Source organism: Streptomyces sp. NPDC055140 (assembly GCF_053607285.1).
Window position 1 is genome coordinate 7,282 of record NZ_JBSGTG010000007.1, and the last position, 25,232, is coordinate 32,513.

24 protein-coding genes and 1 pseudogene are annotated in these 25,232 nt (G+C 71.1%); 12 read left to right on the forward strand and 13 right to left on the reverse strand.

Going from position 1 to position 25,232, the window contains the following annotated elements; all coding sequences use genetic code 11:
- From ACWFR4_RS15550 to ACWFR4_RS15565, 4 genes and pseudogenes are all read right to left on the reverse strand, one after another.
- A pseudogene (locus ACWFR4_RS15550) lies at nucleotides 1–211 on the reverse strand (hypothetical protein); the annotation flags it as partial.
- Nucleotides 208–339 carry a hypothetical protein gene (locus tag ACWFR4_RS15555; protein WP_453653087.1) on the reverse strand — a complete coding sequence of 44 codons (132 nt, stop codon included), beginning with the start codon at nucleotides 337–339 and terminating at the stop codon, nucleotides 208–210. The gene ACWFR4_RS15555 and the pseudogene ACWFR4_RS15550, both read right to left, overlap by 4 nt.
- A 58-nt stretch (nucleotides 340–397) precedes the next feature.
- On the reverse strand, nucleotides 398–613 hold the full coding sequence (locus ACWFR4_RS15560; protein ID WP_100594282.1) for a hypothetical protein: 216 nt from the start codon (nucleotides 611–613) through the stop codon (nucleotides 398–400).
- A 404-nt stretch (nucleotides 614–1,017) separates the two neighbouring features.
- Entirely contained in the window at nucleotides 1,018–1,761 is a 744-nt protein-coding gene (locus ACWFR4_RS15565) for a FadR/GntR family transcriptional regulator (protein ID WP_266670372.1), read from the reverse strand.
- 182 nt (nucleotides 1,762–1,943) lie between these two features.
- Here ACWFR4_RS15565 and ACWFR4_RS15570 point away from each other — a divergent pair, with 182 nt between their 5' ends.
- Genes ACWFR4_RS15570 through ACWFR4_RS15590 form a run of 5 tightly spaced genes read left to right on the forward strand, consistent with a single transcriptional unit; the run spans nucleotide 1,944 to nucleotide 8,481 of the window.
- Nucleotides 1,944–3,566, forward strand: coding sequence for an ABC transporter substrate-binding protein (locus tag ACWFR4_RS15570; protein ID WP_453465483.1), 1,623 nt, complete (start codon nucleotides 1,944–1,946; stop codon nucleotides 3,564–3,566).
- A 30-nt stretch (nucleotides 3,567–3,596) separates the two neighbouring features.
- Nucleotides 3,597–4,559 carry an ABC transporter permease gene (locus tag ACWFR4_RS15575; RefSeq protein WP_453652862.1) on the forward strand — a complete coding sequence of 321 codons (963 nt, stop codon included), beginning with the start codon at nucleotides 3,597–3,599 and terminating at the stop codon, nucleotides 4,557–4,559.
- Nucleotides 4,560–6,548, forward strand: a complete 1,989-nt coding sequence (locus ACWFR4_RS15580) for a dipeptide/oligopeptide/nickel ABC transporter permease/ATP-binding protein (protein ID WP_453465487.1) — start codon at nucleotides 4,560–4,562, stop codon at nucleotides 6,546–6,548.
- Nucleotides 6,545–7,549, forward strand: coding sequence for an ABC transporter ATP-binding protein (locus ACWFR4_RS15585; protein ID WP_453465489.1), 1,005 nt, complete (start codon nucleotides 6,545–6,547; stop codon nucleotides 7,547–7,549). The genes ACWFR4_RS15580 and ACWFR4_RS15585 overlap by 4 nt, the downstream gene beginning before the upstream one ends.
- Nucleotides 7,546–8,481 carry a dihydrodipicolinate synthase family protein gene (locus ACWFR4_RS15590; protein WP_453465491.1) on the forward strand — a complete coding sequence of 312 codons (936 nt, stop codon included), beginning with the start codon at nucleotides 7,546–7,548 and terminating at the stop codon, nucleotides 8,479–8,481. The genes ACWFR4_RS15585 and ACWFR4_RS15590 overlap by 4 nt, the downstream gene beginning before the upstream one ends.
- Before the next feature lie 8 nt (nucleotides 8,482–8,489).
- On the opposite strand, the gene ACWFR4_RS15595 is transcribed toward ACWFR4_RS15590, so the two are convergent.
- From ACWFR4_RS15595 to leuA, 5 genes are all read right to left on the reverse strand, one after another.
- The gene (locus tag ACWFR4_RS15595) at nucleotides 8,490–9,101 is read right to left on the reverse strand and encodes a response regulator (RefSeq protein WP_453465498.1); all 612 of its coding nucleotides are present in this window, start codon (nucleotides 9,099–9,101) and stop codon (nucleotides 8,490–8,492) included.
- Nucleotides 9,102–9,166: 65 nt separating this feature from the next.
- A complete protein-coding gene (locus ACWFR4_RS15600) occupies nucleotides 9,167–10,369 on the reverse strand; it encodes a sensor histidine kinase (protein ID WP_453652864.1) in 1,203 nt (400 codons plus the stop codon).
- Between the two features lie 76 nt (nucleotides 10,370–10,445).
- Nucleotides 10,446–12,536 carry an MMPL family transporter gene (locus tag ACWFR4_RS15605; protein ID WP_453652866.1) on the reverse strand — a complete coding sequence of 697 codons (2,091 nt, stop codon included), beginning with the start codon at nucleotides 12,534–12,536 and terminating at the stop codon, nucleotides 10,446–10,448.
- 177 nt (nucleotides 12,537–12,713) lie between these two features.
- Nucleotides 12,714–13,385 (reverse strand): TerB family tellurite resistance protein, encoded by a 672-nt coding sequence (locus ACWFR4_RS15610; RefSeq protein ID WP_453652868.1) that lies wholly within the window; start codon nucleotides 13,383–13,385, stop codon nucleotides 12,714–12,716.
- A gap of 226 nt (nucleotides 13,386–13,611) precedes the next feature.
- Entirely contained in the window at nucleotides 13,612–15,330 is a 1,719-nt protein-coding gene (gene leuA, locus ACWFR4_RS15615) for a 2-isopropylmalate synthase (protein ID WP_453457237.1), read from the reverse strand.
- A gap of 292 nt (nucleotides 15,331–15,622) precedes the next feature.
- Between leuA and ACWFR4_RS15620 the strand changes: the two genes are divergently transcribed.
- The 4 genes from ACWFR4_RS15620 to ACWFR4_RS15635 all read left to right on the forward strand — a co-directional run bounded on the left by ACWFR4_RS15620 (nucleotide 15,623) and on the right by ACWFR4_RS15635 (nucleotide 19,683).
- Nucleotides 15,623–16,696: a M4 family metallopeptidase gene (locus ACWFR4_RS15620; protein ID WP_453652870.1), complete on the forward strand. Its 1,074-nt coding sequence runs from the start codon at nucleotides 15,623–15,625 to the stop codon at nucleotides 16,694–16,696.
- Nucleotides 16,697–16,766: 70 nt separating this feature from the next.
- The gene (locus ACWFR4_RS15625; protein WP_453457243.1) at nucleotides 16,767–17,033 is read left to right on the forward strand and encodes a protealysin inhibitor emfourin; all 267 of its coding nucleotides are present in this window, start codon (nucleotides 16,767–16,769) and stop codon (nucleotides 17,031–17,033) included.
- A 65-nt stretch (nucleotides 17,034–17,098) separates the two neighbouring features.
- On the forward strand, nucleotides 17,099–18,439 hold the full coding sequence (locus ACWFR4_RS15630; protein WP_453652872.1) for a GH1 family beta-glucosidase: 1,341 nt from the start codon (nucleotides 17,099–17,101) through the stop codon (nucleotides 18,437–18,439).
- Complete coding sequence (locus ACWFR4_RS15635; protein ID WP_453652874.1) at nucleotides 18,436–19,683, forward strand: MFS transporter; 1,248 nt, start codon at nucleotides 18,436–18,438, stop codon at nucleotides 19,681–19,683. The genes ACWFR4_RS15630 and ACWFR4_RS15635 overlap by 4 nt, the downstream gene beginning before the upstream one ends.
- A gap of 10 nt (nucleotides 19,684–19,693) precedes the next feature.
- Here the strand turns inward: ACWFR4_RS15635 and ACWFR4_RS15640 are convergent, their stop codons facing one another.
- The gene (locus ACWFR4_RS15640; RefSeq protein ID WP_453457250.1) at nucleotides 19,694–20,548 is read right to left on the reverse strand and encodes an NAD-dependent epimerase/dehydratase family protein; all 855 of its coding nucleotides are present in this window, start codon (nucleotides 20,546–20,548) and stop codon (nucleotides 19,694–19,696) included.
- A 127-nt stretch (nucleotides 20,549–20,675) separates the two neighbouring features.
- Between ACWFR4_RS15640 and ACWFR4_RS15645 the strand changes: the two genes are divergently transcribed.
- Nucleotides 20,676–21,515: a helix-turn-helix transcriptional regulator gene (locus ACWFR4_RS15645; RefSeq protein ID WP_453457253.1), complete on the forward strand. Its 840-nt coding sequence runs from the start codon at nucleotides 20,676–20,678 to the stop codon at nucleotides 21,513–21,515.
- 12 nt (nucleotides 21,516–21,527) lie between these two features.
- Here the strand turns inward: ACWFR4_RS15645 and era are convergent, their stop codons facing one another.
- The gene (era, locus tag ACWFR4_RS15650) at nucleotides 21,528–22,490 is read right to left on the reverse strand and encodes a GTPase Era (protein WP_199841793.1); all 963 of its coding nucleotides are present in this window, start codon (nucleotides 22,488–22,490) and stop codon (nucleotides 21,528–21,530) included.
- Between the two features lie 167 nt (nucleotides 22,491–22,657).
- Between era and ACWFR4_RS15655 the strand changes: the two genes are divergently transcribed.
- The gene (locus ACWFR4_RS15655) at nucleotides 22,658–23,980 is read left to right on the forward strand and encodes an ammonium transporter (RefSeq protein WP_453457255.1); all 1,323 of its coding nucleotides are present in this window, start codon (nucleotides 22,658–22,660) and stop codon (nucleotides 23,978–23,980) included.
- Nucleotides 23,977–24,315, forward strand: coding sequence for a P-II family nitrogen regulator (locus ACWFR4_RS15660; RefSeq protein ID WP_326713077.1), 339 nt, complete (start codon nucleotides 23,977–23,979; stop codon nucleotides 24,313–24,315). The genes ACWFR4_RS15655 and ACWFR4_RS15660 overlap by 4 nt, the downstream gene beginning before the upstream one ends.
- Before the next feature lie 25 nt (nucleotides 24,316–24,340).
- Here ACWFR4_RS15660 and ACWFR4_RS15665 read toward each other — a convergent pair whose 3' ends face one another.
- Together ACWFR4_RS15665 and ACWFR4_RS15670 are read right to left on the reverse strand one after the other, a co-directional pair.
- Nucleotides 24,341–24,694: a cytidine/deoxycytidylate deaminase family protein gene (locus tag ACWFR4_RS15665; RefSeq protein ID WP_266564390.1), complete on the reverse strand. Its 354-nt coding sequence runs from the start codon at nucleotides 24,692–24,694 to the stop codon at nucleotides 24,341–24,343.
- 181 nt (nucleotides 24,695–24,875) lie between these two features.
- Nucleotides 24,876–25,229 (reverse strand): MmcQ/YjbR family DNA-binding protein, encoded by a 354-nt coding sequence (locus ACWFR4_RS15670; RefSeq protein WP_453652876.1) that lies wholly within the window; start codon nucleotides 25,227–25,229, stop codon nucleotides 24,876–24,878.
- Nucleotides 25,230–25,232 lie beyond the last annotated feature (3 nt).

Consider the following 25,232-nt stretch of genomic DNA (forward strand, 5'->3'; position numbering starts at 1 on the left):
CGGGAGAAAACAGCATGATGCGGTCCGCTTCACCCAGTTTCTGGGTGCGCAGCACGATGCCGTCGTCACGGAACAGACTCATCGCACACCCCCGCGGGGTTCCGGCCGGGGGTACGGGGGTCGCCCCCCCGGGAGAAAACAGCATGATGCGGTCCGCTTCACCCAGTTTCTGGGTGCGCAGCACGATGCCGTCGTCACGGAACAGACTCATCGCACACCCCCGCGGAGTTCCGGCCGGGGGTACGGGGGTCGCCCCCCGGGAGAAAACAGCATGATGCGGTCCGCTTCGCCCAGCTTCTGGGTGCGCAGCACGATGCCGTCGTCGCGGAACAGGCTCATGGGCCCATTCTCGCTTACGCCGGAGGGGTGGAGTCGGGGGACCTGTGAAGGGGTGGGGTCAGGGGACCTCGCCGCGGCTCCTGGCGTTCGCATAGGCGGTTGCCGCCCGCAGCCGCTCGGAGGTCGTCGCCACCCGCACCGTGTCCGGGGCGCAGTCCCATTCGCGGCCGCCTCCAAAGGGCCGGAGCTGAACGTACGGACCCTCGTGCCCCATGACCCGGCCCACCTGTCCGGTGCTGATGTCGACGGCGTAAGAACCGATTGGCGGCTTCATCGGCGTTGGCTCCTGTCCATACGTTCCGTGCGTTTCCCGGCGGGCGGCGGCGTCAACCGAAACAACGGCCCCATTCCACGAGCGGACACGGGACATGGCGCTGAATCGTCGGCGGTGTGACGCGAGAGGCAATTCCAGGCCTCCGCTGCGGGTATTCGCCCAGCTCTTACCACGCCTGGAACCACGTGCCCGGATCGCCGTTCCGCCCACGTCAGATGGCTCCCCGCCGTCGTCGAATTTCACGCTTCCCGCACCGGCGGGTACGCGTGCCAATTAGAGTGGGAGGGACCTCTGGGCCCTATGCAGCAAGGGCGAATTCGAACACCCCATTCGGAACGGGGATGCTCGATGCTGTTTGAATCCGGGGGAATGCGCGCGCGTAACTCCACAGAAATCCAGCGCGCTCACTCGACGCCTCGCGTCTCCTGTTCCGCGCGTGCCTCGATGCCCCGGAAGTGATGTGCCATGGCCCGCTGCGCGCCGGCGGCGTCCTGGGCGCGCAGGGCCGTGACGATGTCGCGGTGACGGCTGACGGTGACGTCGGGGTCGGGGTCGCTGGACCAGGAGCGCGCGCCGGCGACGCGGTCGAAGACGTTCCAGAACGCGCCGAGGAGCTGCGGGATCAGCTCGTTGCCCAGCGAGCGGTAGAGGGTTTCGTGGAAGTCCCTGTCGAGGTCGGCGAAGGGTTCGTCGGCCTGGCCCGCGGCGGCCATCTTCCGGACGATGTCGTCGAGCCGGTCGAGGATCTCCGGCGGGAGCGGGGCCGCGGCGACCCTGCGGATCAGGCCTTCCTCGAGGATCTCGCGGACCTGGAGGATCTCGGCGAGGGCGTGCGCGTCGGAGGCGGGCCGCAGCAGGGTGCGGAAGGTGAGGCCGTCGGCGAGCGGGGTGAGGGAGGCCTGGCCGACGTAGGTGCCGTAGCCGTGTCTGATCTCGACGATGTCGAGTGCCTGGAGGGCCTTGAGGGACTCGCGTACGGAGTTTCTGCTGACGCCGAGCGACTCCATCAACTCGGCCTCGGTGGGCAGCAGCTCGCCGGGCCGCAGGCCTCTGTCCAGGATGAGCTGTGTGACCGCGCGCTGTACCTGCTGGCTGACGCGGCGGTGCCGTATCGCCGGATTCCTGGGCTCCTCAGACATGCGCCGCATCGTAGGCGCAGCAGACATCCCACGTCCCATGTCGGGACCAAACTTCTTCTCGCCCGGCGCCCGGAGCTCTCCGGGCTTCTCTGCGCGATCCCTTGACCGCCCCTCGCGGCGCTCTTATGGTCACGTCGCTACCAAGACGTAGGACGTTGGATCTCCCGCGCATCTCCCTCTCTGGAGGCACCATGAGCGACCACGAGCCGACCGGCCGCCGATCCTTCCTCAAGTACACCGGCGCCCTCGGCGCGGCCGCTGCCATCTCCACCTCCCTGTCGGCCTGTTCGTCCGGGCCGAAGTCCACCAACGACACGGGCGGCGGCAAGGGCGGCGGATCCTCGCTGACCGCCGTCATCGGGTACGGCAACGACGGAAGCTGGGACCCGACGCAGACCGCGTCGGCCTTCGCCATGGCCGGTAACCAGCACATCTACGAGGGCCTCCTCGACACCGACCCGATCACGCGCGAGCCGTACGCGGCGCTCGCCACGAAGGTGCCGACGGACGCCGAACTGGCCACCACCTCCTGGAAGTTCACCCTCCGCGAGGGTGCCAAGTGGCACGACGGGAAGCCCGTCACGGCGGACGACGTGGTGTTCGTCTTCGACCGGATCCTCGACCCGGGCACGCAGTCGCTCGCCAAGGGCTTCTTCGAGAGCTGGCTCAAGGAGGTCAGGAAGACGGGTGACAACTCCGTCGAGCTCGTCCTCAAATTCCCGTTCCCGGACGGGGCCGCACGGCTGACCCTCGCCAAGATCATGCCGAAGCACGTGTTCTCGAAGCCGGGCGCGTGGGACGACGCGACCAAGGGCAAGGCGGTGGGCTCGGGCCCGTACAAGCAGACCTCGCACCAGCCGAAGACGAACACCACCTTCGAGGCGTTCGCGGACTACAACGGGCCGCGCAAGGCGTCGTTCAAGAAGATGAACTGGCTGACCATCGTGGACGCCGCGCCCCGCGTCGCGAAGATCTCCGGTGGCAGCGCGGACGCGCAGATCGCCGACAACATCCCGTACGCCAACATCGCGCAGCTGAAGAAGGGCGGCCTCACCGTCGACGGCGGGGCCGGGATGAACAACCTCTTCCTGATGTTCAACACCGCGCACAAGCCGTTCGACGACGTGCGGGTGCGTCAGGCCCTGCACTACGCCATCGACAAGCAGAAGATGATCGAGGTGGCGCTCAAGGGGCACGGGAAGGGCGCGAGTTCGTTCCTGAACGAGGGCAACCCCGACCACCGGCCGGCGAAGACGGTGTACGAGTACGACCCCGAGAAGGCGAAGAAGCTCCTCAAGGACGCCGGGGTCAGCGGGCTCTCGGTCTCCCTGATGTCCGTCAACGTGTCGTGGATCATGGACTGTCTGCCGACGATCAAGGCGTCGTGGGACGCGATCGGCGTGAAGACCACGCTCGACCCGCAGGAGACCACGGCCGTCTTCACGAAGATGGACCAGAAGAAGGACTACCAGATCGTGGCGGCCGCCTCGAACCCCAACCAGTTCGGGCTCGACGCCGACCTGATCATGCATTACAACTACGGCCCGTCGAACCTGTGGATGGGCTACGCGCGCTGGGCGGGCAGCTCCGACGCCAAGAACCTCTTCAAGCTGATGGACCAGGCCACGCGCGAGCCGGACCCGGCGAAGAAGAAGACGATGATCCAGGAGTACATCGACATCGTCGCCGAGCAGGCCGTGCTCTACCCGGTCGTGCACAACGAGCTGATGACGGCCTGGGACCCGAAGAAGATCACCGGTGTGCAGGCGCAGCCCTATCCCGGGATCAACGTGCTCAAGGCCAAGCCCGCGTAACGCGGCTTTCTCGCAAGGGAGTTCGTGCCCGTGGTCTTGATCGCCAGAATTCTGGCCCGCCGCCTGGTCCTGCTCGTGCCGTTGCTGCTCGGCATCGTCCTGTTCGTGTTTCTCGTGATGCGGTTCTCGGACAGCGATCCGGCGTCGGCGTTCTTCCAGGGCGCCAATCCGACGCCGCAGCAGCTGCACGACTTCCGGGAGCGCAACGGGCTGCTCGATCCGCTGCCCGTGCGGTACTTCCACTTCGTGGGCGATCTCGTCCGGGGCGACATGGGCGTCAGCGCCCTGACCCGGCAGCCGGTGGTCGATCAGGTGACCACCGCGCTGCCGCTGACGCTGCAACTGACGTTCCTCGGCCTCGCGGTCGCGGTCGTCGTGTCCCTGGTGCTCGGTGTCACGGCGGCCATCCACCGCGACCGGCTTCTCGACCAGATCATCCGCGTCGTGTCGCTGACGGGCGTGGCGGCGCCCGGGTTCTGGCTGGCGCTGCTGATGATCCAGTATCTGGCGGTCGGGCAGGGCTGGTTCCCGACCGGCGGCTACATCAACCCGGCGGACTCCTTCACGGGCTGGCTCAAGTGCATGACGCTCCCGGCGCTCTCGCTGTCCCTGCCGGTCGCGGCGCAGCTGACGCGCATCGTGCGTACGGCGGTGGTCGAGGAGCTGGACAAGGACTACGTCCGTACGGCGATCGGCAGCGGGCTGCCGCCGGTCGTCGTGGTGGGGCGCAACGTGCTGCGCAACGCCCTGATCAATCCGCTGACCGTGCTCGGACTGAGGGTCGGCTATCTGCTGGGCGGGGCGGTCGTCACGGAGACGATCTTCTCCCTGCCGGGGATGGGGAAGCTGATGATCGACGCGGTGAAGAACGGTGACCCGGCGGTCGTCCAGGGGGTCGTCCTGACGACGGCCGTCGGGTTCGTCGTCGTCAACCTCGCCATCGACATCCTGTATCTGATGGTCAACCCGCGGCTCAGGGGGGCGCAGAGCTAGATGGTCACCTCCCGTAGAGCGCTCGCCGAGGCGCTGTCCCGGCCGGGCATCCGGCTGCGCTCCCTGCGCCGGCTGCCCGTCCTGTCCCGGATCGCGGTCGCCGTCGTCGCGGTCGTCATCCTCATGGCGCTGTTCGCGCCGCTGCTCGCGCCCCACGACCCGCTCGACCAGCAGTCGCAGACCGACGGCACCGGGCACCCGTCGGGCAGCCACTGGATGGGCCAGGACAGCCTGGGCCGCGACATCCTCAGCCGGCTGATGTACGGGGCGCGCTGGTCGCTGGCCATCGGCCTCGGCGCGACGCTGCTCGCGCTGGTGGTGGGCGCGGTGCTCGGCGCGATCGCGGCGACGTCGCGCAAGGCGGTCGACGAGACGCTGATGCGCTGCCTCGACGTCGTGATGGCGTTCCCCGGGATCGCTCTCGCCGCGGTCCTCGTCGCCGTGTTCGGCGGCGGCATCCCCGTACTCATCTGCGCGATCGCGTTCCTGTTCACCCCGCCCGTCGCCCGTGTCGTACGGGCCAACGTGCTCGACCAGTACGGCGAGGACTATGTGACGGCCGAGCGGGTCATCGGGGCGCGCACGCCGCACATCGTGCTGCGGCACGTCGCGGTCAACTGCGCGGCGCCGGTCCTGGTGTTCTGCACGGTGCAGGTCGCGGAGGCCATCGTCTTCGAGGCGTCGCTGTCGTTCATCGGGGCGGGGGTCCGGCCGCCCGACCCGTCGTGGGGCAGTGTCATCGCGGACGGCAAGAACATGGTCCTCATCGGGGGCTGGTGGGCGACCGTCTTCCCCGGCCTGCTGATGCTGCTCACGGTGCTCGCGCTCAACATCCTGTCCGAGGGCGTGTCCGACGCGTGGGCCGCGCCCCCCGCGCGTGACGTGTCCGGCGCGGAGGCGGACCGTCTCGAAGCGCCGAAGCCCGGCAGCGGCACGGTCCTCGAACTGCCCGGCCTCACCGAGGCCGCCACCCGGCTGAGGTCCCGCGCCCGGCCCCTGCCCGAGGGCGACCCCGTCCTCCAGGTCACCGATCTCGCGATCGGCTTCGACGCGCGGCACGGCGGCGTGGACATCGTCGACGGCATCACGTTCGACGTGCGGCCCGGTGAAGTCCTCGGCCTGGTCGGCGAGTCGGGGTGCGGCAAGTCGCTGACCGCGCTGACCGTGATGGGGCTCGAACCCAAGGGCGCGCGGATCCGCGGCCGGGTCACCTTCGACGGCCAGGAGCTGATCGGCCGCTCGATGGGCGCCAGGCGCCGGCTCCTCGGCCACGACATGGCGATGATCTACCAGGACGCCCTGTCGTCCCTGAACCCGGCGATGACCGTGCGCTCCCAGCTCAAGCAGGTCGTCCGCCGCGGTGGCCGGCGCACCCCGGTCGAGCTGCTCTCCCTCGTCGGCCTCGACCCCGAGCGCACCCTGCGCAGCTATCCGCACGAGCTGTCGGGCGGCCAGCGCCAGCGCGTCCTGATCGCGATGGCCCTGTCGCGCAGCCCGAAGCTGATCGTCGCCGACGAGCCGACGACCGCGCTCGACGTGACCGTGCAGGCACAGGTCATCGAACTGCTGCTGCGGCTGCGCGAGGAGCTGGGCTTCGCGCTGATCCTCGTCTCGCACGACCTGGCGCTCGTCGCCGACGTCACCGACCGGGTGGTCGTGATGTACGGCGGGCAGATCGTGGAGACGGGTGTGACGGCGGACCTCGTCGAGGCGCCCACCCACCACTACACGCGCGGGCTGCTCGGCTCGGTCCTCTCGCTGGAGACGGCGGCGGACCGGCTGACGCAGATCAGGGGCGTCGTGCCGTCGCCGGCCGACTTCCCGGCGGGCTGCCGGTTCGCCGACCGGTGCCCGATGGCGAGCGAGGTGTGCCGAACGACGGCGCCCGACCTGCTCGGCGGCCGGCGGCACGCGTCGGCCTGTCACCATCCGGCGGTGGTCCCGCCGCCCACGGTTCCGGCTCCCCGGGGAAGCGAGGCTCTGAAGTGACGGATCCCGTGGTCGAGTTGAGGGATGCCCATGTGGTGCACCGGGCCCGCTCCGGCGGCCTGTTCGCCCGCGACCGGGTGTACGCCCTCACCGGCGCCGACCTGTCCGTGGCGCCCGGCGAGACGGTAGGCGTGGTCGGCGAGTCAGGCTGCGGCAAGTCGACGCTCGCCAAGGTCCTCGTGGGGGTGCAGCGCCCGACGTCCGGCACGGTCGTCGTGGACGGCCACGACCTGTGGACCATGAAGCCGGGCGAGCGGCGCGCCACCGTCGGCGAGGGCGTCGGCATGATCTTCCAGGATCCGTCGACGGCCCTGAACCGGCGCCTGACCGTCCGCCAGATACTGCGCGACCCCCTCGACGTGCACCGCCGCGGCACACCCGCGGCGCGTGAGGAACGCGTACGGGAGCTGATGTCCCTGGTCGGACTGCCGGGCGCGCTCGCCGGGGCGCTGCCCGGGCAGTTGTCGGGCGGGCAGCGCCAGCGCGTGGCGATCGCCCGCGCGCTCGCCCTCGAACCCGCGCTGGTCGTGGCGGACGAGCCGACGAGCGCGCTCGACGTGTCGGTGCGGGCGCAGATCCTGAATCTGCTGCTCGACCTGAAGGAACGCCTCGGTCTCGCCCTCGTGTTCGTCTCGCACGACATCCAGACGGTGCGGCGCATGAGCGACCGCGTGATCACGATGTATCTGGGACGGATCGTGGAGGAGTCGCCGTCGGACGACGTGCTCGACCGGGCCAGGCACCCGTACACCCGTGCGCTGTTCTCGGCGACGCCCGGGCTGCTCGACCCGATCGACCCGATCCCGCTGGTCGGCCCGGTGCCGTCGGCGACGCATCCGCCGAGCGGCTGCCCGTTCCGTACGCGGTGCTGGAAGGCCGACGCGGTGTGCGCGGAGGCGATGCCGGAGTTCGAGCCGGGCGGTGAGGGGCATCGGTTCCGCTGTCACCATCCCGTGCGCGAGGGTCAGTCCACGCACGAACTCGTCCAGGAGGTCTCATGACGCCGACAACCCCGCTGACCGGAGTCGTCCCGCCCGTCTGCACACCCCTGACTCCGGACAACGAGGTGGACGTCGGTTCCCTCGTACGCCTTGTCGACCACCTCGTCGCGGGTGGTGTCGACGGGCTCTTCGTGCTCGGCTCCTCCAGCGAGGCCGCCTTCCTGCCCGACCGGCACCGCAAAGTGGTCGTCGACACCGTCGTGGGCCATGTCGCCGGTCAGCTGCCCGTCCTGGCCGGGGCGATCGACATGGCGACCCTGCGCGTCCTCGACCACGCCCGTACGGCGGCGGAGGCAGGAGCGGACGGGATCGTCGCCACGGCGCCCTTCTACACGCGCACCCACCCGGCCGAGATCGCCCGCCACTTCCGGCTCCTGGCCCAGCGGTGCGGCCTGCCGGTGTTCGCCTACGACCTGCCGGTGTCGGTGCACTCCAAGCTGGGCACGGACCTCGTCCTCGACCTGGCCGCCGACGGGACGCTCGCCGGCCTCAAGGACTCCAGCGGTGACGAGGGCGCGTTCCGCGAGGTCGTCCTAGGTGCGCGCTCCCGCGCCGACATCACGGGGTTCAGCGTCCTGACCGGGTCCGAGCTGACCGTGGACTCGGCGCTCGCGATGGGCGCGGACGGGGTGGTGCCGGGCCTCGGGAACGTCGATCCGGCCGGATACGCGCGGCTGTACGCGTACTGCCGGGCTGGTGACCGGGAGCGGGCGCGGGTCGAGCAGGAGCGGCTGTGTGCGCTGTTCCGGATGGTGCGGGTGGGGGATCCGGCGCGGATGGGAGGGAGTTCGTCCGCGCTCGGGGCGTTCAAGGCGGCCCTGTATCTGCGGGGCGTGATCGACTGCCCGCTGACGGCGGATCCGCAGATCCCGTTGTCCGCGGAGGAGATCGAGCGGGTGGGGAAGTTCCTCGCGGCGGCGGGGCTGCTGTAGCGGAGCGGTCAGGCGCCACCCGGCTCGATCAGGCCCGACTCGTAGGCCACGATGACGAGTTGGGCCCTGTCGCGCGCTCCCAGCTTGCCCATGATGCGGCTCACGTGCGTCTTCGCCGTGAGGGGGCTGAGGCCGAGGACCTCGGCGGCCTCCGTGTTGGTGAGGCCGCGCGCCACGAGGGTCAGGACCTGGCGCTCGCGTTCGGTGAGCGCGGCGAGGCCAGGCGGGACGGGCCCGGGTTCGGCCGGGGCGCGCAGGACGCGGGCGATCAGGCGGGCCGTGGGGCCGGGCGACAGCAGGGACTCGCCGGCGGCCACGGTGCGGATGGCGTCGAGGAGTTCGGCCGGCTTGGTGTCCTTGACGAGGAACCCGGACGCGCCCGCCCGCAGCGCCTCGACGACGTGCTCGTCGGTGTCGTACGTCGTCAGCATCAGGACCTTGACGCCCGCGAGGTCCTCGTCGGCGGCGAGCAGGCGGGTCGCCTCGATGCCGTCGAGGTCGGGCATCCGGATGTCCATGACGATCAGGTCGGCACGGTGCGTGCGGGCCTGTTCCACGGCCTCGCGGCCGGTACCGGCCTGGCCGACTACCTCCATGTCGGGCGCGGACTCGACGAGCATCGCGAACGCGGCCCGTACGAGGGTCTGGTCGTCCGCGAGGAGTACGCGCACGGGCTGGGCCCCGGTCACTGTGCCACCCCGGTCGGCAGGACCGCCGCGACTTCGAATCCGCCCTGGGCGCGTGGCCCGGCGTCGAGGGTGCCGCCCACGCTGCGGGCCCGCTCACGCATGCCGAGCAGGCCGAAGCCCGAGGGCCGGTCGGGCTCGGGCGAGGACGAGGGCGGTGGTGTGCCGTCGTCGGCCACGCGCAGGTGGAGGGCGTCGCCCCGGCTGCGGATGCCGACGCGGACGGTGAGGCCGGGGCCGCCGTGCCGGACGGCGTTCGTGAGTGCTTCCTGGACGATGCGGTAGGCCGCGGCGCCCACGGCGGGCGGCGCCTCTACGTTCTCGACGGACAGGTCGACGGTGGCTCCGGCGGTGCGGGCGGCCTCGGCGAGGTCGGGCAGCCCGTCGAGCCCTGGGAGCGGGCCGCGGCTGTCGTCGGGGCCGGCGCGCAGCACTTCGAGGGTGGCGCGCAGTTCGCCGCGGGCGGTGCGGCAGGTCTCGGCGATGTCGTCGAGCGCCTTGGCGACGGCGGCGCGGTCCAGGCGGTCCGGGTCGGCGTGCAGGACGTGGGCGGCCACCGATGTCTGGACGCCGACGAGGGTGATGCTGTGGGCGAGCAGGTCGTGCAGGTCACGGGCGACGCGCAGCCGCTCCTCCGCGACCCGGCGCCGCGCCTCTTCCTCGCGGGTGCGTTCGGCCCGCTCGGCGCGCTCCACGACCGAGGCGACGTACTGGCGGTGGACGCGGACGATGACGCCGACCAGCAGGAACGCGACGATCCAGCCGGAGATCCGCAGCGCCTCCTTGCCCTCGGTCATGCCCTCGCCGAACTTGACGCCGAGCATGATGCCGAGGACGCCGGCGCCGAGGAACAGGGTGCGCAGGGGGCGCCCTGTCGCGGCGATCGTGTAGAGGGCGGTCATGGAGACGACCATCGGCGCCGTGTGGTTGTAGTCGAGCGCGTGGTACGGCGCCACGCAGACGACGAGGCCGAGGAAGGCGCGCACCGGCGCCCGCCGCCTGAACGCCGACGGGCCGTGCGCGGCCATGAGCAGCGCCCAGCCGAGCGCGTCGGGGTGACGGCCGTTGCCGCTGGTCGTCAGGGCGATCACGACGGCGGCGACCGCCGCGGCGGCGGCCAGGAGCGTGTCCTCGCGCAGGGTCCGGGCGGCGCTGATGTCGCGCCGGCCGAGGCCCGGGACCAGGATGTGTTTGACGTCCACCGGTTCATCTTCCGTCAGGAGGGCGCGGAGGACGCCCCTCCGGGGAGAGAGGGGCGCCGTACGGTCCGCGGGGCGGTCAGGGTGTGGGCGCGAGGGTGCGCTCCGGTTCCTCCGCCGGTGGCAGGGGCTGCGGCTTCCTGGACAGCGGCCCGGGCCACCACACCGTACGGCCGAGGGCCATGCTCGCCGATGTCACCAGGTACGTACGGACGAGGAACGTGTCGAGGAGCACGCCGACCGCGATGACGAAGCCCATCTCGACGAGCGACACCAGCGGCATGTTGGTGAGGACCGAGAAGGTCGCGGCGAGGACGAGTCCCGCCGAGGCGATCACTCCTCCCGTGGTGCGCAGCGCGGTCAGCGCGGCGGCTCCGGGTTCGGCGCCCGCGAGGGACTCCTCGCGCATGCGGTGCATCAGGAAGATGCCGTAGTCGACGCCGAGGGCGACGAGGAACACGAAGGTCAGCAGGCCGAGTCCGGGGTCGGTGCCCTGGAAGCCGAACAGCGGCCCGAAGACGAGTCCGGCGATACCGAGCGAGGCGCCCCACACGGCGACGACCGCGCCGAGCAGGATCAGCGGCGCCACGAGGCTGCGCAGCAGCACGACGAGGATCAGCAGGACGGCGGCCAGGACGATCGGCACGACGACCTTGCGGTCACGCGAGTTGGTGTCCTTCAGGTCGAGCTGCTGGGCGCTCTGTCCGCCGACGTACGAGCCCTTGCCGTCGAGACGGTCGCGCAGGGTCTCGATGGTGGCGGTCTCGCCCGTGGACTGGGGCGGGGCGGAGGCGGTGACGGAGATCTCCGTCCAGCCTCGACCGCTGCGCACGCGCTCGGCGGCGGCGACCCCGGGCACGTCGCGCGCGGTGGCGAGCGTCTCGCCGGCGCGGCCCGTCGGGGTGATCACGCTGATGGGCTGGGTGCCGCGCTCGGGGTAGGCGGCGGCGAGGGTCTGCATCGCGACGACGGAGTCCGGCTTGTCGGTGAAGGTGTCCTCCTGCTTGAGGCTGCCGGGCAGGCTGAACACGCCGAGCGCGAGCGCCCCGAGGAGCAGGGCGCCGGAGGCGAGGACGGTCAGCGGCCTGCGCCCGGCCGAGCTGCCCATCGCCGCGAACAGGGACCTGCGGGCCTTGGGCGTGGAGCCGTACGCCGGGACGAGCGGCCAGAACACGCGCCTTCCGAGCAGGACGAGGACGGCGGGCAGCAGCGTCAGCATGGCGACGAGCGCGCACAGAACGCCCACGGCGCCGAGCGGTCCCATGCCGCGGCTGCTGTTGAGGTCGGCGGCGAGCAGGCAGAACAGGCCGACGGCGACGGTCCCCGACGAGGCGAGGACGGCGGGCCCGCAGCCGCGCAGGGCAGCCCGCATCGCGTCGTAGGGCCGCTCGATGCGGCGCAGTTCCTCGCGGTAGCGGGAGACGAGGAGCAGCGCGTAGTCGGTGCCCGCGCCGAAGACGAGGATCGTCATCACGCCGGAGCTCTGGCCGCTGACGGTGGTGCCGAACGCCTGGTGGAGCCCGTAGGCGACGCCCATCGACAGGAAGTCGGCGATGCCCGCGACGACGAGCGGCACGAGCCACAGGAAGGGGCTGCGGTAGATGAGGATGAGCAGGATCGCGACGACGGCGACGGTCGTGTAGAGCAGGGGGCCGTCGAGCGAGCCGTAGACCTCGCTCGCGTCGGTGGCGAGCGCTCCTGCTCCGCCGGTGTCGACGCTCAGGCCGCCGGTGTCGTGGGCGATGTCGCGCACGTCGTTGACGAAGGCGTCGCGGGCCTTCTCGTCGTGTCCCGGGGTGGTGCTGGCGACCGGGTACATGAGGGTGGCGCCGTCGCGGGACGGTACGCCCTTCGGGACTGCGGTGAGGTCGAAGGTCCGGTCGACGCGGGCCACCTGGGCGGCGGCCGTGGTGCGGTCGGCGGCGGTGAGTCCGCCGTCGCGGTGGTAGACGAGGACGAGTTCGGTGCTCTCGCCGCCCGGCAGTTCGTCCTGGATCTTCGCCACCTGCGTGGAGTCGGCGCTCGTCGGCAGATAGTCGACGGCCCGGTCGTGCTGGACGTCGCTCAGCTTGCCGGCGAAGGGCCCGGCGATCGCGAGCACGACGATCCACAGGCCGAGCAGCGTCCAGGGCACGGCTGCCCGGCGCCTCTTTGTCGGTACGCCCCCCATCGGTGGGCCTCCCTCACATCACGGTGTCCGGTGTCGCCGTCCGGTCGGACAGGACGTTTCCAGACTCCCGTCGGGGAGGCCTCGGTTCGTCGGGCGTGAGGGCGAGGTGCGGGGTACTGCCGGGGGTGCGTGCGGCGGCTCGTTACTCCCTGGGGAGTACGGGCCCGTCGTACGGCGTCACGACGGGGTGCGGGCCGCTTCCAGGAGCTGGGACACCTCGTCGGTGCACATGGTGAGCGCGGCGCCCGCGGTGCTGAGCACGTCGCGTTCGGCGGGTGTGTAGGGCCCGTCGGCGAGCGCGATTCTGGCGCCCTGGAGAAGGATCGACTCGCGTCCGGCGGGGGCGAGGTGCGGGGCGAGCGGGTCGAGGGCCTCGTGGAGTTCGATGGCGAGTCCGGCACCGGGCCCGCAGTGTTCGGGGACACGGCCCGCGTCGGTGAGCAACGCCTCGACGAGCGCGGCGAGTCGGACGTCCGTACAGTCGTCGAACCCGGCGCCGCGCAGCGTCGCGACGGCGGTCTCAAGGGCCGTACGGGAGGAGACTCCGCCCGCGGAGAGGACCGCGAGGACAACGGTGTGGACGGCGTCGCGGAGCATCGCGGAGAAGCGGTGCGTGGTGGGGTGGTCGAGGACGTCGGTGGCGAACCGGTCCTCGCAGGCGGCGCATTCGACGACGGGGCCGGTGGCGCCGCGCGGGACGAGCGGGATGCCGAGGAGCACGAAGCGGCGACGGCCCGTGCGGCGGCGGTAGTTGCGGTCACCGCCACAGCCGGGACAGAAGAACTCCCCGTCGCCGACGGTGGTCCACGCGGTGCGGACGCCGATGACACGCGACAGGGGACGCGCCACTGGAAGCGATGCTTGACCAGCAAGCCCGTTACGGTCGGTTCGTCCCCAAATCGGCAGCACGTCGCACACCTCCGTCGACCCCCAGGCCACATCGCCTGGTTGGGCGTGATGTTAGCCACATTGTTGATACGGCGTCATCACCTTGTACGGGACCGTGGCCGGTATACGACGCGGCCCCGCCCGCCACGAGGGCGGACGGGGCCGGTGAAGGTGCCGGTGACCTGGGTCAGCGTGCGGAGCGGTTGACCGCGGAGACCACGGCCTTCAGCGACGCGCGTGTCGTATTCGCGTCGATGCCGATGCCCCACAGGACCTTGTCGCCGATCGCGCACTCGATGTACGAGGCGGCCTGCGCGGAGGCACCCTCGCTCATCGTGTGCTCCTGGTAGTCCAGCAGGCGGGCGTCGATGCCGACGGCCTGCAGGGCGTCGAAGAACGCCGAGATCGGGCCGTTGCCCGTACCGGTCAGGACGGTGGCCTCGCCGTCGACGTCGGCCGAGACGGTCAGCGTGTCGACGCCGTCCGTGTCGGTCGTGCTCTGCCCGGCCTTGACCTGGATGCGGCCCCACGGGTTCTCGGCGTTGGGCAGGTACTCGTCCTGGAAGACCGACCAGATCTCCTTCGGCGTGACCTCGCCGCCCTCGGCGTCCGTCTTCGCCTGGATGATCTTCGAGAACTCGATCTGCATACGGCGCGGCAGGTCCAGCTTGTGGTCGTTCTTCAGGACGTACGCGATACCGCCCTTGCCGGACTGCGAGTTGACGCGGATGACGGCCTCGTAGGAGCGGCCGACGTCCTTCGGGTCGATGGGCAGGTACGGGACCGCCCACTCGATGTCGTCGACGGACTTGCCGGCGGCCTCGGCCCGCGCCTCCATCGCCTCGAAGCCCTTCTTGATGGCGTCCTGGTGGGAGCCGGAGAAGGACGTGTAGACCAGGTCGCCCGCGTAGGGGTGGCGCGGGTGGACCTCCATCTGGTTGCAGTACTCGGCGGTGCGGCGGATCTCGTCGATGTCGGAGAAGTCGATCTGCGGGTCGACACCCTGCGAGAACAGGTTCATGCCCAGCGTGACCAGGTCGACGTTGCCGGTGCGCTCGCCCTGGCCGAACAGGCAGCCCTCGATGCGGTCGGCGCCGGCCATCAGGGCCAGCTCGGCGGCGGCGACGGCCGTGCCGCGGTCGTTGTGCGGGTGCACGGACAGGCAGACGTACTCGCGGTTCGACAGGTTGCGGTGCATCCACTCGAAGCGGTCCGCGTGCGTGGACGGCGTCGAACGCTCCACCGTGGCAGGCAGGTTGAGGATGATCTCGCGGCCGGGGCCCGGCTTGTAGACCTCCATGACCGCCTCGCAGACCTCCAGTGCGAAGTCCAGCTCGGTGTCGGTGAAGATCTCGGGGCTGTACTGGTAGCCGAAGGTCGTCTCGGGGCCGAGGATCTTCTCCGCGTAGTCCATGACGTGCTGCGTGCCGTCGATGGCGATCTGCTTGATCTGCTCCTTGGAGCCGCGGAAGACGATCTCGCGGAAGGTCGGCGCCGTCGCGTTGTACAGGTGCACCGTCGCGCGCTTGGCGCCCTTCAGGGACTGGACCGTGCGCTCGATGAGTTCCTCGCGCGCCTGCGTCAGCACGGAGATCGTCACGTCGTCCGGGATCGCGCCCTCTTCGATGATCGACCGTACGAACGCGAAGTCGGTCTCGCCGGAGGCGGGGAAGCCGACCTCGATCTCCTTGTAGCCCATGCGGACCAGGAGGTCGAACATCTCGCGCTTGCGGGCCGGGGACATCGGGTCGATCAGCGCCTGGTTGCCGTCGCGCAGGTCGGTGGAGAGCCAGCGGGGGGCGGCGGTGACGCGCTTGCCGGGCCACGTGCGGTCGGAGATGTCGACCTGCTCGTACTGTCCGTACTTGTGGACCGGCATGGAAGTGGGGCGCTGGAAGTTCGGCATGTGCGGGGGCTCCTCGGGTGTGTCCGGAAGGACGGCCGACGGTCTAAGCGCAACACCGAACTCCGCGGGGAGGGGGTCGGCCTCGACTACAGGCCCTCGCCGCGGCAGCTAAGGAGAAGCAGCCCGTAACGCATGATGCGTCGCAGCCTAGCCCAGCTGGGGGAGGGACGCGGGTGTGTATCAGTATGCGGGATCGGCGTCAGGTAACGGGCAAGAGGTGATCAATCCCTCTATTTCATTAATTCTGGCTGCAGGTAGTGACAGTGACGTCACGCAGTGCCACATTGCCGCCATGACCGCGAACCGTACGGGCTTCGAGCCCGTCTTCTGCACCATCGTGCCGCCCCACATCCTCGACAAGGCCGCCCGGTCCGGCGACCCCGCGCTCTCGGCACCGGCCCGCCGCACCCTGGAACGCGACGCCCTGGAGCGCACACGCCGCCGCCTGACCACCGTGATCGGCGCCCCCTCGGTGGCCGCGCCCGCGGACGCCGTCGAGCACAAGCCGCACCGCACGGTCTTCGACGCGGGCCACCGCACCGAGCTGCCGGGCACGAAGGTCCGCGGCGAGGGCGACGAGCCCGGCAAGGACGCGACCGTCAACCGCGCGTACGCGGGCCTCGGCGCGACCTTCGAGCTGTACCTGGAGAAGTTCGCCCGCGACTCCATCGACGGCAGCGGTCTGCCACTGAACGCGTCCGTGCACTTCGACAACGACTACAACAACGCGTTCTGGAACGGCGAGCAGATGGTGTTCGGCGACGGGGACGGCGAGATCTTCCTCGACTTCACCATCCCGGTCGACGTGATCGGCCACGAGTTGACGCACGGCGTCACCCAGTACACGGCGAACCTCACCTACTTCGGGCAGCCGGGCGCCCTGAACGAGTCGGTCTCGGACGTCTTCGGCTCCCTGATCAAGCAGTACTCGCTCGGACAGAGCGCCGCCGACGCCGACTGGCTGATCGGCGCGGGCCTCCTCGCGCCGCGCGTCACGGGCAAGGCGCTGCGCTCCATGAAGGCGCCCGGTACGGCGTACGACGACGACGCGCTCGGCAAGGACCCGCAACCCGCCGACATGGACCACTTCGTGCGGACGAGCAGCGACAACGGCGGCGTGCACATCAACTCCGGCATTCCGAACCACGCCTTCTACCTGCTGGCCGTGGCGCTCGGCGGCAACGCGTGGGAGCGGGCCGGGCAGATCTGGTACGACGTCCTGACCGGCGGCGAGCTGGCGCAGGACGCGTCCTTCGCGGACTTCGCGAAGCTGACGGCGAAGGCGGCGCGCACCCGCTTCAAGGACGGCGAGGAGCTGGAGTCCGTCCAGAAGGCCTGGTCGCAGGTCGGCGTGCCGACGGAGTAGGCCGGCTCAGGCACAGGGCTCGGCGGCCGCCCGGCTGGGCAGCGGGCGGCCACTGGAGTAGACAGGTCCCATGCGTATTCAGGTCATCCGTACCGGAGGATTCGCCGGGATCGAGCGGCGGGCCGAGGTCGACACCTCGGGCCGTGCCGACGCCCACGAGTGGCACGCCCTGGCCGAGCAGGCGCTGGCCGCGGGCCGGGGCACGCCGCCGGTGGGGGTGCCGGACGGGTTCAGCTACACGATCACGGTGGACGGGAAGACCGTGTACTGCGCGGACCCGCGGCTCACGGACGAGCAGCGGGCGCTGATCTCGTGGGTCCTGAAGGAAGGGGCGTAGCCACCTTTCGGGGGTGTAACGACCTTTTCCTGCAAGGGCGTTGACTTCCGTTACCGCCGGTACGCATGATCGCGCGCATGGCAGCGAGCGAACCGGTACCTCAGTTCCCGCACGACTTCCTGTGGGGCGTGTCCACGTCGGCCCACCAGATCGAGGGCGCCACCGACGCGCGCCTCCCCTCGGTGTGGGACGCGTTCACGGCACAGCCGAGGCGGGTGAAGGACGGCTCGACGGCCGCCGTCGCCTGCGACCACTACCACCGCTACGGCGAGGACGTGGCGCTGATCGCCGGCCTCGGGGTCGGGGCGTACCGCTTCTCCGTCTCCTGGCCGCGGGTCATGTCGCCGGGCGGCCTCGACTTCTACGACCGGCTCGTCGACGCACTGTGCGCGGCGGGCGTACAGCCCGTGCCGACGCTCTTCCACTGGGACACCCCGCTGTCCGTGGACGAGGCGGGCGGCTGGCTGAAGCGGGACACGGCGTCGCTCTTCGCGGACTACGCGGCCGAGGTCGCGGACCGTATCGGCGACCGCGTACAGAAGTGGATCACCCTCAACGAGCCCGCCGAGCACACCCTCCTCGGCCACGCGCTCGGCCAGCACGCGCCCGGCAGGCAGCTCCTGTTCGACGCGCTGCCGGTGGCCCACCACCAGCTCCTCGCCCACGGCCTCGCCGTACGGGCGCTGCGCGCGGCAGGCGCCACGGACATCGGGATAGCGAACTCGCACGGCCCGACCTGGCCCGCGTCCGACGACCCCGCCGACCGCGAGGCCGCGGACTTCTACGACGTGCTCCTCAACCGGCTCTTCGCCGACCCGCTGCTCCTCGGCGCCTACCCGGAGGGCATCGGCGACCTGATGCCGGGCGATGTGGACGCCGATCTGAAGGTGATCGCGGAGCCCGTCGACTGGTACGGGATCAACTTCTACCAGCCGACCAAGGTGGGCGCGCCGCTCACCTCCGGCGAGGCGACGGAGTTCTCCGGCCTCACCCTGCCGCCCGAACTCCCCTTCTCCCCGAGGGAGATCGAGGGATACCCCGTCACGGACTTCGGCTGGCCGGTGGTCCCCGAAGCGCTCACCGAGCTCCTCCTCGCCTTCCGCGACCGCTACGGTGACCGGCTCCCGCCCCTGGTCATCACCGAGAACGGCTGCAGCTACGAGGGTGTGGACGACCAGGAGCGGATCGCGTACCTGGACGGCCATCTGCGGGCCCTGCACCGCGCTCTGGAGGCAGGGGTCGACGTGCGCGGCTACTTCGTGTGGTCGCTGATGGACAACTTCGAGTGGGCGGAGGGCTACGCGCGCCGCTTCGGTCTCGTCCACGTCGACTACACGACCCTGGAGCGCACGCCGAAGGCGTCGTACCACTGGCTGCGGGACGTGCTGCGGGCGCAGCGCGCATGACGGCCGCCGTCGCGGCGCTCGACGAGCCCGTCGAGCGGGTCGGGCGCGGCTGGACAGCCGCGCTGTCGCTGGCCAACGGGGCGATCTGGGTCGGCTGGTACGGGCCCCTGCAGATCCTGCTCGCCCTCCAGGCCGAGGACTTCGCGCCCGGCACCGGCATGTCCAAGGAGACGCTGCTCGCCTGGGTGACCGGGGTGGGCGCCGTGGTGTCGCTCGCCTCGAACCCCTTCTTCGGCGCGCTCTCGGACCGTACGGTGTCGCGGTTCGGGCGGCGTACGCCGTGGATCGTGGCGGGCGCGGGCGGCGGCGCGTGTGCGCTGCTCCTGCTGGCGGGGGCCGGGTCGGTGTGGACGATGGCGGCCGGCTGGTGCCTGGTGCAGCTGACGCTGAACGCGGCGTTCGCGGCGGTGACGGCGGCCGTTCCCGACCGGGTGCCGCGGCTCCAGCGCGGCGCGGTGGGCGGCTGGCTGGGGGCCGCGCAGATCCTGGGCGTGGTCGTCGGCACGGGGCTCGCGACCGTCGTGGGCGGGGTCGGCGCCGGGTACACGGCGTGCGCGGTGTTCGCCCTGGTGGGCGTCCTGCCGTACGTGCTGCGCCATCCGGACCTGCGGCTCGCCCCGGCGGACCGGCCGCCGTGGGCCTGGCGGACCTTCCTGACCGGGTTCTGGCTGAGCCCCCGCCGCTACCCCGACCTCGGGTGGGCCTGGCTGACCCGCTTCCTGATCAACCTCAGCAACGCGCTGGTGCTCCTGTACCTGCTCTACTACCTGCGCGACCGCCTCCACTACGGCGACCCCGACCAGGGCGTGCTGATTCTTACGGCGGTCAACGGCGTGACCCTGCTGTGCACCGTCGTCGTGGCCGGGGTCGCCTCCGACCGGGTGGGTCGCCGCAAGCCCTTCGTGATCTGGTCGGGCGTCCTGATGGCCGTGGCGACAGCCGCGCTGTCCGGCTGGCAGACCTGGCCCGGCGCGATCGTCGCGGCGGCGGTCCTCGGCGTCGGCTTCGGCGTCTTCACCTCGGTCGACTTCGCGCTGATGACGGACGTCCTGCCCAAGGCCACGGACCGGGGCAAGGACCTGGGCGTCATCAACGTCGCCAACTCCCTGCCCCAGGTCGCCGCGCCCGCGCTCGCCGCGCCGATCGTCACGTACCTCGGCGGCTACCGCGTCCTGTACCTGGTCGCGGCGGTGATCGGGCTCGCGGGGGCGCTCCTGGTGCGGCGGATCCGGTCGGTGGCCTGACAGGCCGGCGCTACAGCGCGCCGGCGTCCAGCGCCGTCCACACGGACGGGAAGAACGGGCGGAAGCCCAGTTCGCGGCGGATGCGGGCCGTCGACATGACGCCGGCCCAGGGGTCCGGGTCCACCTTGTCGTACGCCTGCGGCGGCACCGGCACTCCGTTGAGCTGGAGCACGTCGACCAAGGTGACCGGGGCGTCGTCGGCGATGTTGTAGACGCCGTGCGCGCCCGGCGCGTACAGCAGCCGTTGCAGACCCTGGGCGACGTCCGCGTGATGGCCCATGTGCAGGCGCTGCATGGCCGGCCAGTTCGACGCCAACTGCGTCACGTCGGCCAGGTGCGAATCCCCGTCTCCGTACACGAAGGGCAGCCGGGCGATGCGGAGGTCGTCGAGGCCGTCCATCGCCCGCAGCGCGCGCTCCGCCTCCCACTTCGACTCGGGGTAGGCGCCCCACAGGTGGCCGCCCGGCACCGTCTCGTCGTCCTCGACCAGCGGCCTGCCGCGCCCGCTGCCGTACACCAGACCCGTGCTGACCTGCACGAACCGCCGCACGCCCGAGGCCACGGAGGCTCGGGCCAGCTCGATGGCGGCGTCCCTGTTGACCGCTCGCGCCTCCTCGTCGGGCACTCCGCGGAAGGCCGCGGCGACGTTCACCACGGCGTCCGCCCCGGCCGTCGCCTTGTCGAGCACGTCCGCGTCCCGCAGGTCGCCGACCACCACGTCCGCGCCCAGTGCGGCGAACCGCTCGCCTCGTGCCGCGTCCCGCACGAGCACCCGCACCTGATCGCCCGGCGCCGTGTTCTGCAGCAGTCGCGGCACGAACCGCTGCCCGACCTTGCCCGTCGCGCCTGTCACCAGTGTCAGCATGGCCGCCTCCTCGTGTTCGTAGCCATGCCCTGAGCCTGCGCGCGTGGCGGGCCGGGCGGGAGAGACGCGGTTGTCCAGGGACTGGCGCTCCCTGGTTACGAGTCCGGTTCCGAGCGATCCTGAAGAGGTGAACCGAGCCGAACTCGCCGACTTCCTGCGCCGCTCCCGCGCCCGCCTGGCGCCCTCCGACGTGGGCCTGACCGCGGGCCCGCGGCGCCGCACGCCGGGGCTGCGCCGCGAGGAGGTGGCGCAGCTCGCCGGGATGTCCACGGACTACTACACGCGCCTGGAGCAGCGCCGCGGCTCCCATCCGTCGCGGCAGATGCTGACGGCGCTGGCCCGTGCGCTGCGGCTCAACGACGCCGAGCGCGACCACCTGTTCCATCTGGCGGGCGAGGAGCCGCCCCGCCCTGGCCGTTCCTCGGGGCATGTGCGGCCGGGGCTGCTGCTGATTCTGGACCGGCTGCACGATCTGCCGGCGTCGGTGATCAGCGACTGGGGCGAGATGCTCGCCCAGAACACCATGTCGGTGGCCCTGACCGGCGACCACACCGGCAGGAACGTGATCCGCGACTGGTTCACGAACCCGGCGACGCGGCCCATGTTCCCGCCCGAGAACCATGAGGCGCACGCCCGGGCCCACGTGGCGAGCCTGCGGGCGGTCGCCGCGGCCCGCCCCGACGACCCGGGGCCGGCCGCCCTCGTGGCCGAACTGCGCGCCGGGTCACGGGAGTTCGAGGAACTGTGGCAGTCGCACGACGTCGTGGTGCGCCGCCCCTCACCGAAGCGCTTCCTGCACCCCGTGGTCGGCGCCCTCGACCTCGACTGCGAGGTACTGCTCAGCGACGGCCACGACCAGCAGCTCGTCGTGCACTCGGCACGACCGGGCACGGAGGCGTACGAACGCCTGGAGCTGCTGCGGGTCGTGGGCCTCCAGGACCTGACCCCGAGCACGTACGAGAGCTAGCCCCTGCCGAACCTAGAACCCCAGCTTGCGCAGCTGCCTCGGGTCGCGCTGCCAGTCCTTCGCGACCTTCACGTGCAGGTCCAGGAAGACGGGGGTGCCGAGGAGTGCCTCGATCTGCTTGCGGGACTTGATGCCCACGTCCTTGAGGCGCTTGCCCTTCGGGCCGATGATGATGCCCTTCTGGCTGGGGCGCTCGATGTAGACGAAGGCATGGATGTCGAGGAGCGGCCTGTCCGCCGGGCGGTCCTCGCGCGGCAGCATCTCCTCGACGACGACGGCGATGGAGTGCGGCAGCTCGTCGCGCACGCCCTCCAGCGCGGCCTCGCGGATCAGCTCCGCCACCATGACCTGCTCGGGCTCGTCCGTGAGGTCGCCCTCCGGGTAGAGCGCGGGGCCCTCCGGCAGCAGCGGGACGAGCAGGTCGGCGAGCAGGCCGACCTGCTTGTCGCCGACGGCCGAGACGGGCACGATCTCCGCCCACTCGAAGCCGAGCTCCTTGCCGAGCTGGTCGATGGCGATGAGCTGTTCGGCGAGCTGCTTGCTGTCGACCAGGTCGGTCTTGGTGACGATCGCCACCTTCGGCGTCTTCTTGATGGAGGCGAGCTCCTTGGCGATGAAGCGGTCGCCGGGGCCTAGCTTCTCGTTCGCGGGCAGGCAGAAGCCGATGACGTCGACCTCGGCCCACGTCGTGCGCACGACGTCGTTGAGCCGCTGGCCCAGCAGCGTGCGCGGCTTGTGCAGGCCCGGGGTGTCCACCAGGATCAGCTGGGCGTCGGGCCGGTGCACGATGCCGCGCACCGTGTGCCGCGTGGTCTGCGGCTGGTCCGCGGTGATCGCGACCTTCTTGCCGACCAGAGCATTCGTGAGGGTGGACTTGCCCGCGTTGGGGCGGCCGACGAAGCAGGCGAAGCCGGCCCGGTGGGACGCTTCCCCGGACGGCTCGGATGACTGGGTACGAACGCTCATGGCGCCCATTGTCCCTGATCCACCGCGCCCTGCCGCACCTGCGGGGCCAGCCGGTCCGCAGTGAGGCCCCGGAAACCCCCGCGCAACACGAAACACCGCGGAAACGCGCGGGTCAGCGAACGGAAACGCGCGACGGTGAGGCTCGTCGTCCGCCCCCCACGCCCGAGGAGACCCCCGTGCAGACCGAGAACGCGCCGCTGGCCGCCGCCACCGGCCTCGACACCGGCGACACCGCGTGGCTGCTGGCCGCGACCGCGCTCGTCCTCCTGATGACGCCGGGCCTGGCCCTCTTCTACGGCGGCATGGTCCGCACGAAGAGCGTCCTGAACATGCTGCTGATGTCGTTCGTGTCGATCGCGCTGGTCACCGTCGTCTGGCTGGTCGCCGGATATTCGCTCGCGTTCGGCGACGACGCGTTCGCGGGCCTCATCGGCGGTCTGGAGCACGCGGGCATGGCGGGCATCAACCCGCACAGCCTGACCGGCACGGTCCCCACGTTCCTGTTCTCCACCTTCCAGCTCACCTTCGCGTTCCTGACGGCCGCGCTGATCAGCGGCGCGGTCGCGGACCGCACGAAGTTCGCGGCCTGGCTGGTGTTCGTACCGGTGTGGACGCTGCTCGTATACGTTCCCGTGGCGCACTGGGTGTGGGGTCCCGGCGGCTGGATCTCGCAGTCTCTCGGCGGGCTCGACTTCGCGGGCGGCCTCGTCGTGGAGATCGCCTCGGGCGCGTCCGGCCTGGCCCTGTGCCTGGTCCTGGGCCCGCGTCTCGGCTTCAAGAAGGAAGCGATGCGCCCGCACAACCTGCCGATGGTGATGACGGGCGCGGGGCTGCTCTGGTTCGGCTGGCTCGGCTTCAACGGCGGCTCGGCTCTCGCCGCGAACGGCCTTGCGGCCGCGTCCGTCCTCAACACGCTGATCGCGGGCTGCACCGGCCTGCTCGGCTGGCTCTTCGTGGAGCACAAGCGCGACGGTCACCCCACGACGTTCGGCGCGGCGTCCGGCGCGGTCGCCGGCCTGGTCGCGATCACCCCGTCCTGCGGCGTGGTCGGCGTGCTGGGGGCCTGCGTGGTGGGTCTGGTGGCGGGCGTCGTCTGCTCGTACGCCGTCGCGTGGAAGTTCCGCCTCGACTACGACGACTCGCTGGACGTGGTCGGTGTGCACTTCGTCGGCGGTGTCGTCGGCACCCTGCTGATCGGCCTGTTCGCGACGGCCACGATGACCGGCGGCAAGGAGGGCCTGTTCTACGGGGGCGGGTTCGGGCAGCTCGGCAGGCAGGCGGTCGCCGTGCTCACCGTCGCGGCGTACACGTTCCTGGTGACGTACGGGATCGGCAGGGCGATCGACCGGGCGATGGGCTTCCGGGCCTCCGCCGACGACGAGCTCACGGGCCTCGACCAGACGGTGCACGCGGAGACCGCCTACGATCACGGCGTCCACGCCGGACACACCGCCCCGCACACCGCCCACTCCGCCCCGCCGAAGGAGCCCTCCGCATGAAGCTCGTGACCGCGATCGTCAAGCCGTTCCGCCTGGACGAGGTGAAGACCGCTCTCCAGGAGCTCGGCGTGCAGGGCCTGACCGTGACGGAGGCCAGCGGGTACGGGCGCCAGCGCGGCCACACCGAGGTCTACCGCGGGGCCGAGTACCGGATCGACCTCGTCCCCAAGATCCGGATCGAGGTCGTCGTCGAGGACGAGGACCTCGAGCCGGTCATCGACGCGATCGTGCGCGCGGCGCAGACCGGGAAGATCGGTGACGGCAAGGTGTGGGCGGTGCCGGTGGAGACCGTCGTCCGCGTACGGACGGGCGAGCGGGGGCCGGACGCGGTGTAGCCGTTCCGGCCCGGGGCCGGCTGTCTCAGCCGGCGGCCACGGCCCCGTGCACCACGCCGTCGGGCCCCGCGAGGAACACCGGCGTACCCGCGCCCCCAAGATCCCGTACCGCCGCCAGATCCTCCCCGTCGACCTCCGGACCGTCGGAGACGACGGCGGCGGCCTCCAGCGACTGAGCCCCCGACGCCACGGCCATCGCGACGGCGGTCCGCAGCGCGGAAAGCTTCAGGGAGTCCAGCGAGACGGTCCCCGCCACGTACGTGCGCCCCGTCTCGTCCCGCACGGCGGCCCCCTCGGGCACACCGTTGCGGGCGCGGGCGCTGCGCGCCAGCGTGACGATCTTGCGGTCCTCGGCGGTGAGGTCGTTGCTCTCAGTCATGGGGTGAGCATAAGGAACGCCGCAACGCTCACCCGGCAACGGGGTACATGGCCCCACGCCGCTCCTCGGGCCTCGCCGGCCACTCCAGCTTCGCGGCCGTGTCGTCGTACATCACGCAGTTGTAGCGCGGCGGTTCATCAGGAACGCGCGCGGCTCCCGCCGGCGGTACGCCTTGCTGTCGTCAGCCACGGTCGAGCTTGAGGCGCTCGGCCCTCGGCAGGCCGGCCACCACGAGGTCGTACGAGTCCTCCACGAGCTCCCGGACCATCCTGTCCGGGAGTTCGCCGACGGTCACCGTGTTCCAGTGCCGCTTGTTCATGTGCCAGCCGGGCACGACCGCGACGTGCTCGGCACGCAGGCGCACCGCGTCCTCGGGGTCGCACTTGAGGTTGACGGTGAGGGGCCGCGCGTCCAGGTTCGTCAGGGCGAAGAGCTTGCCCAGGACCTTGAAGACGGACGTGTCGGGGTTGAACGGGAACTCCTCGACGGCCGCGTTGAACGACAGACACAAGGCGCGCAGCTCCTGCGGCTTCACGAC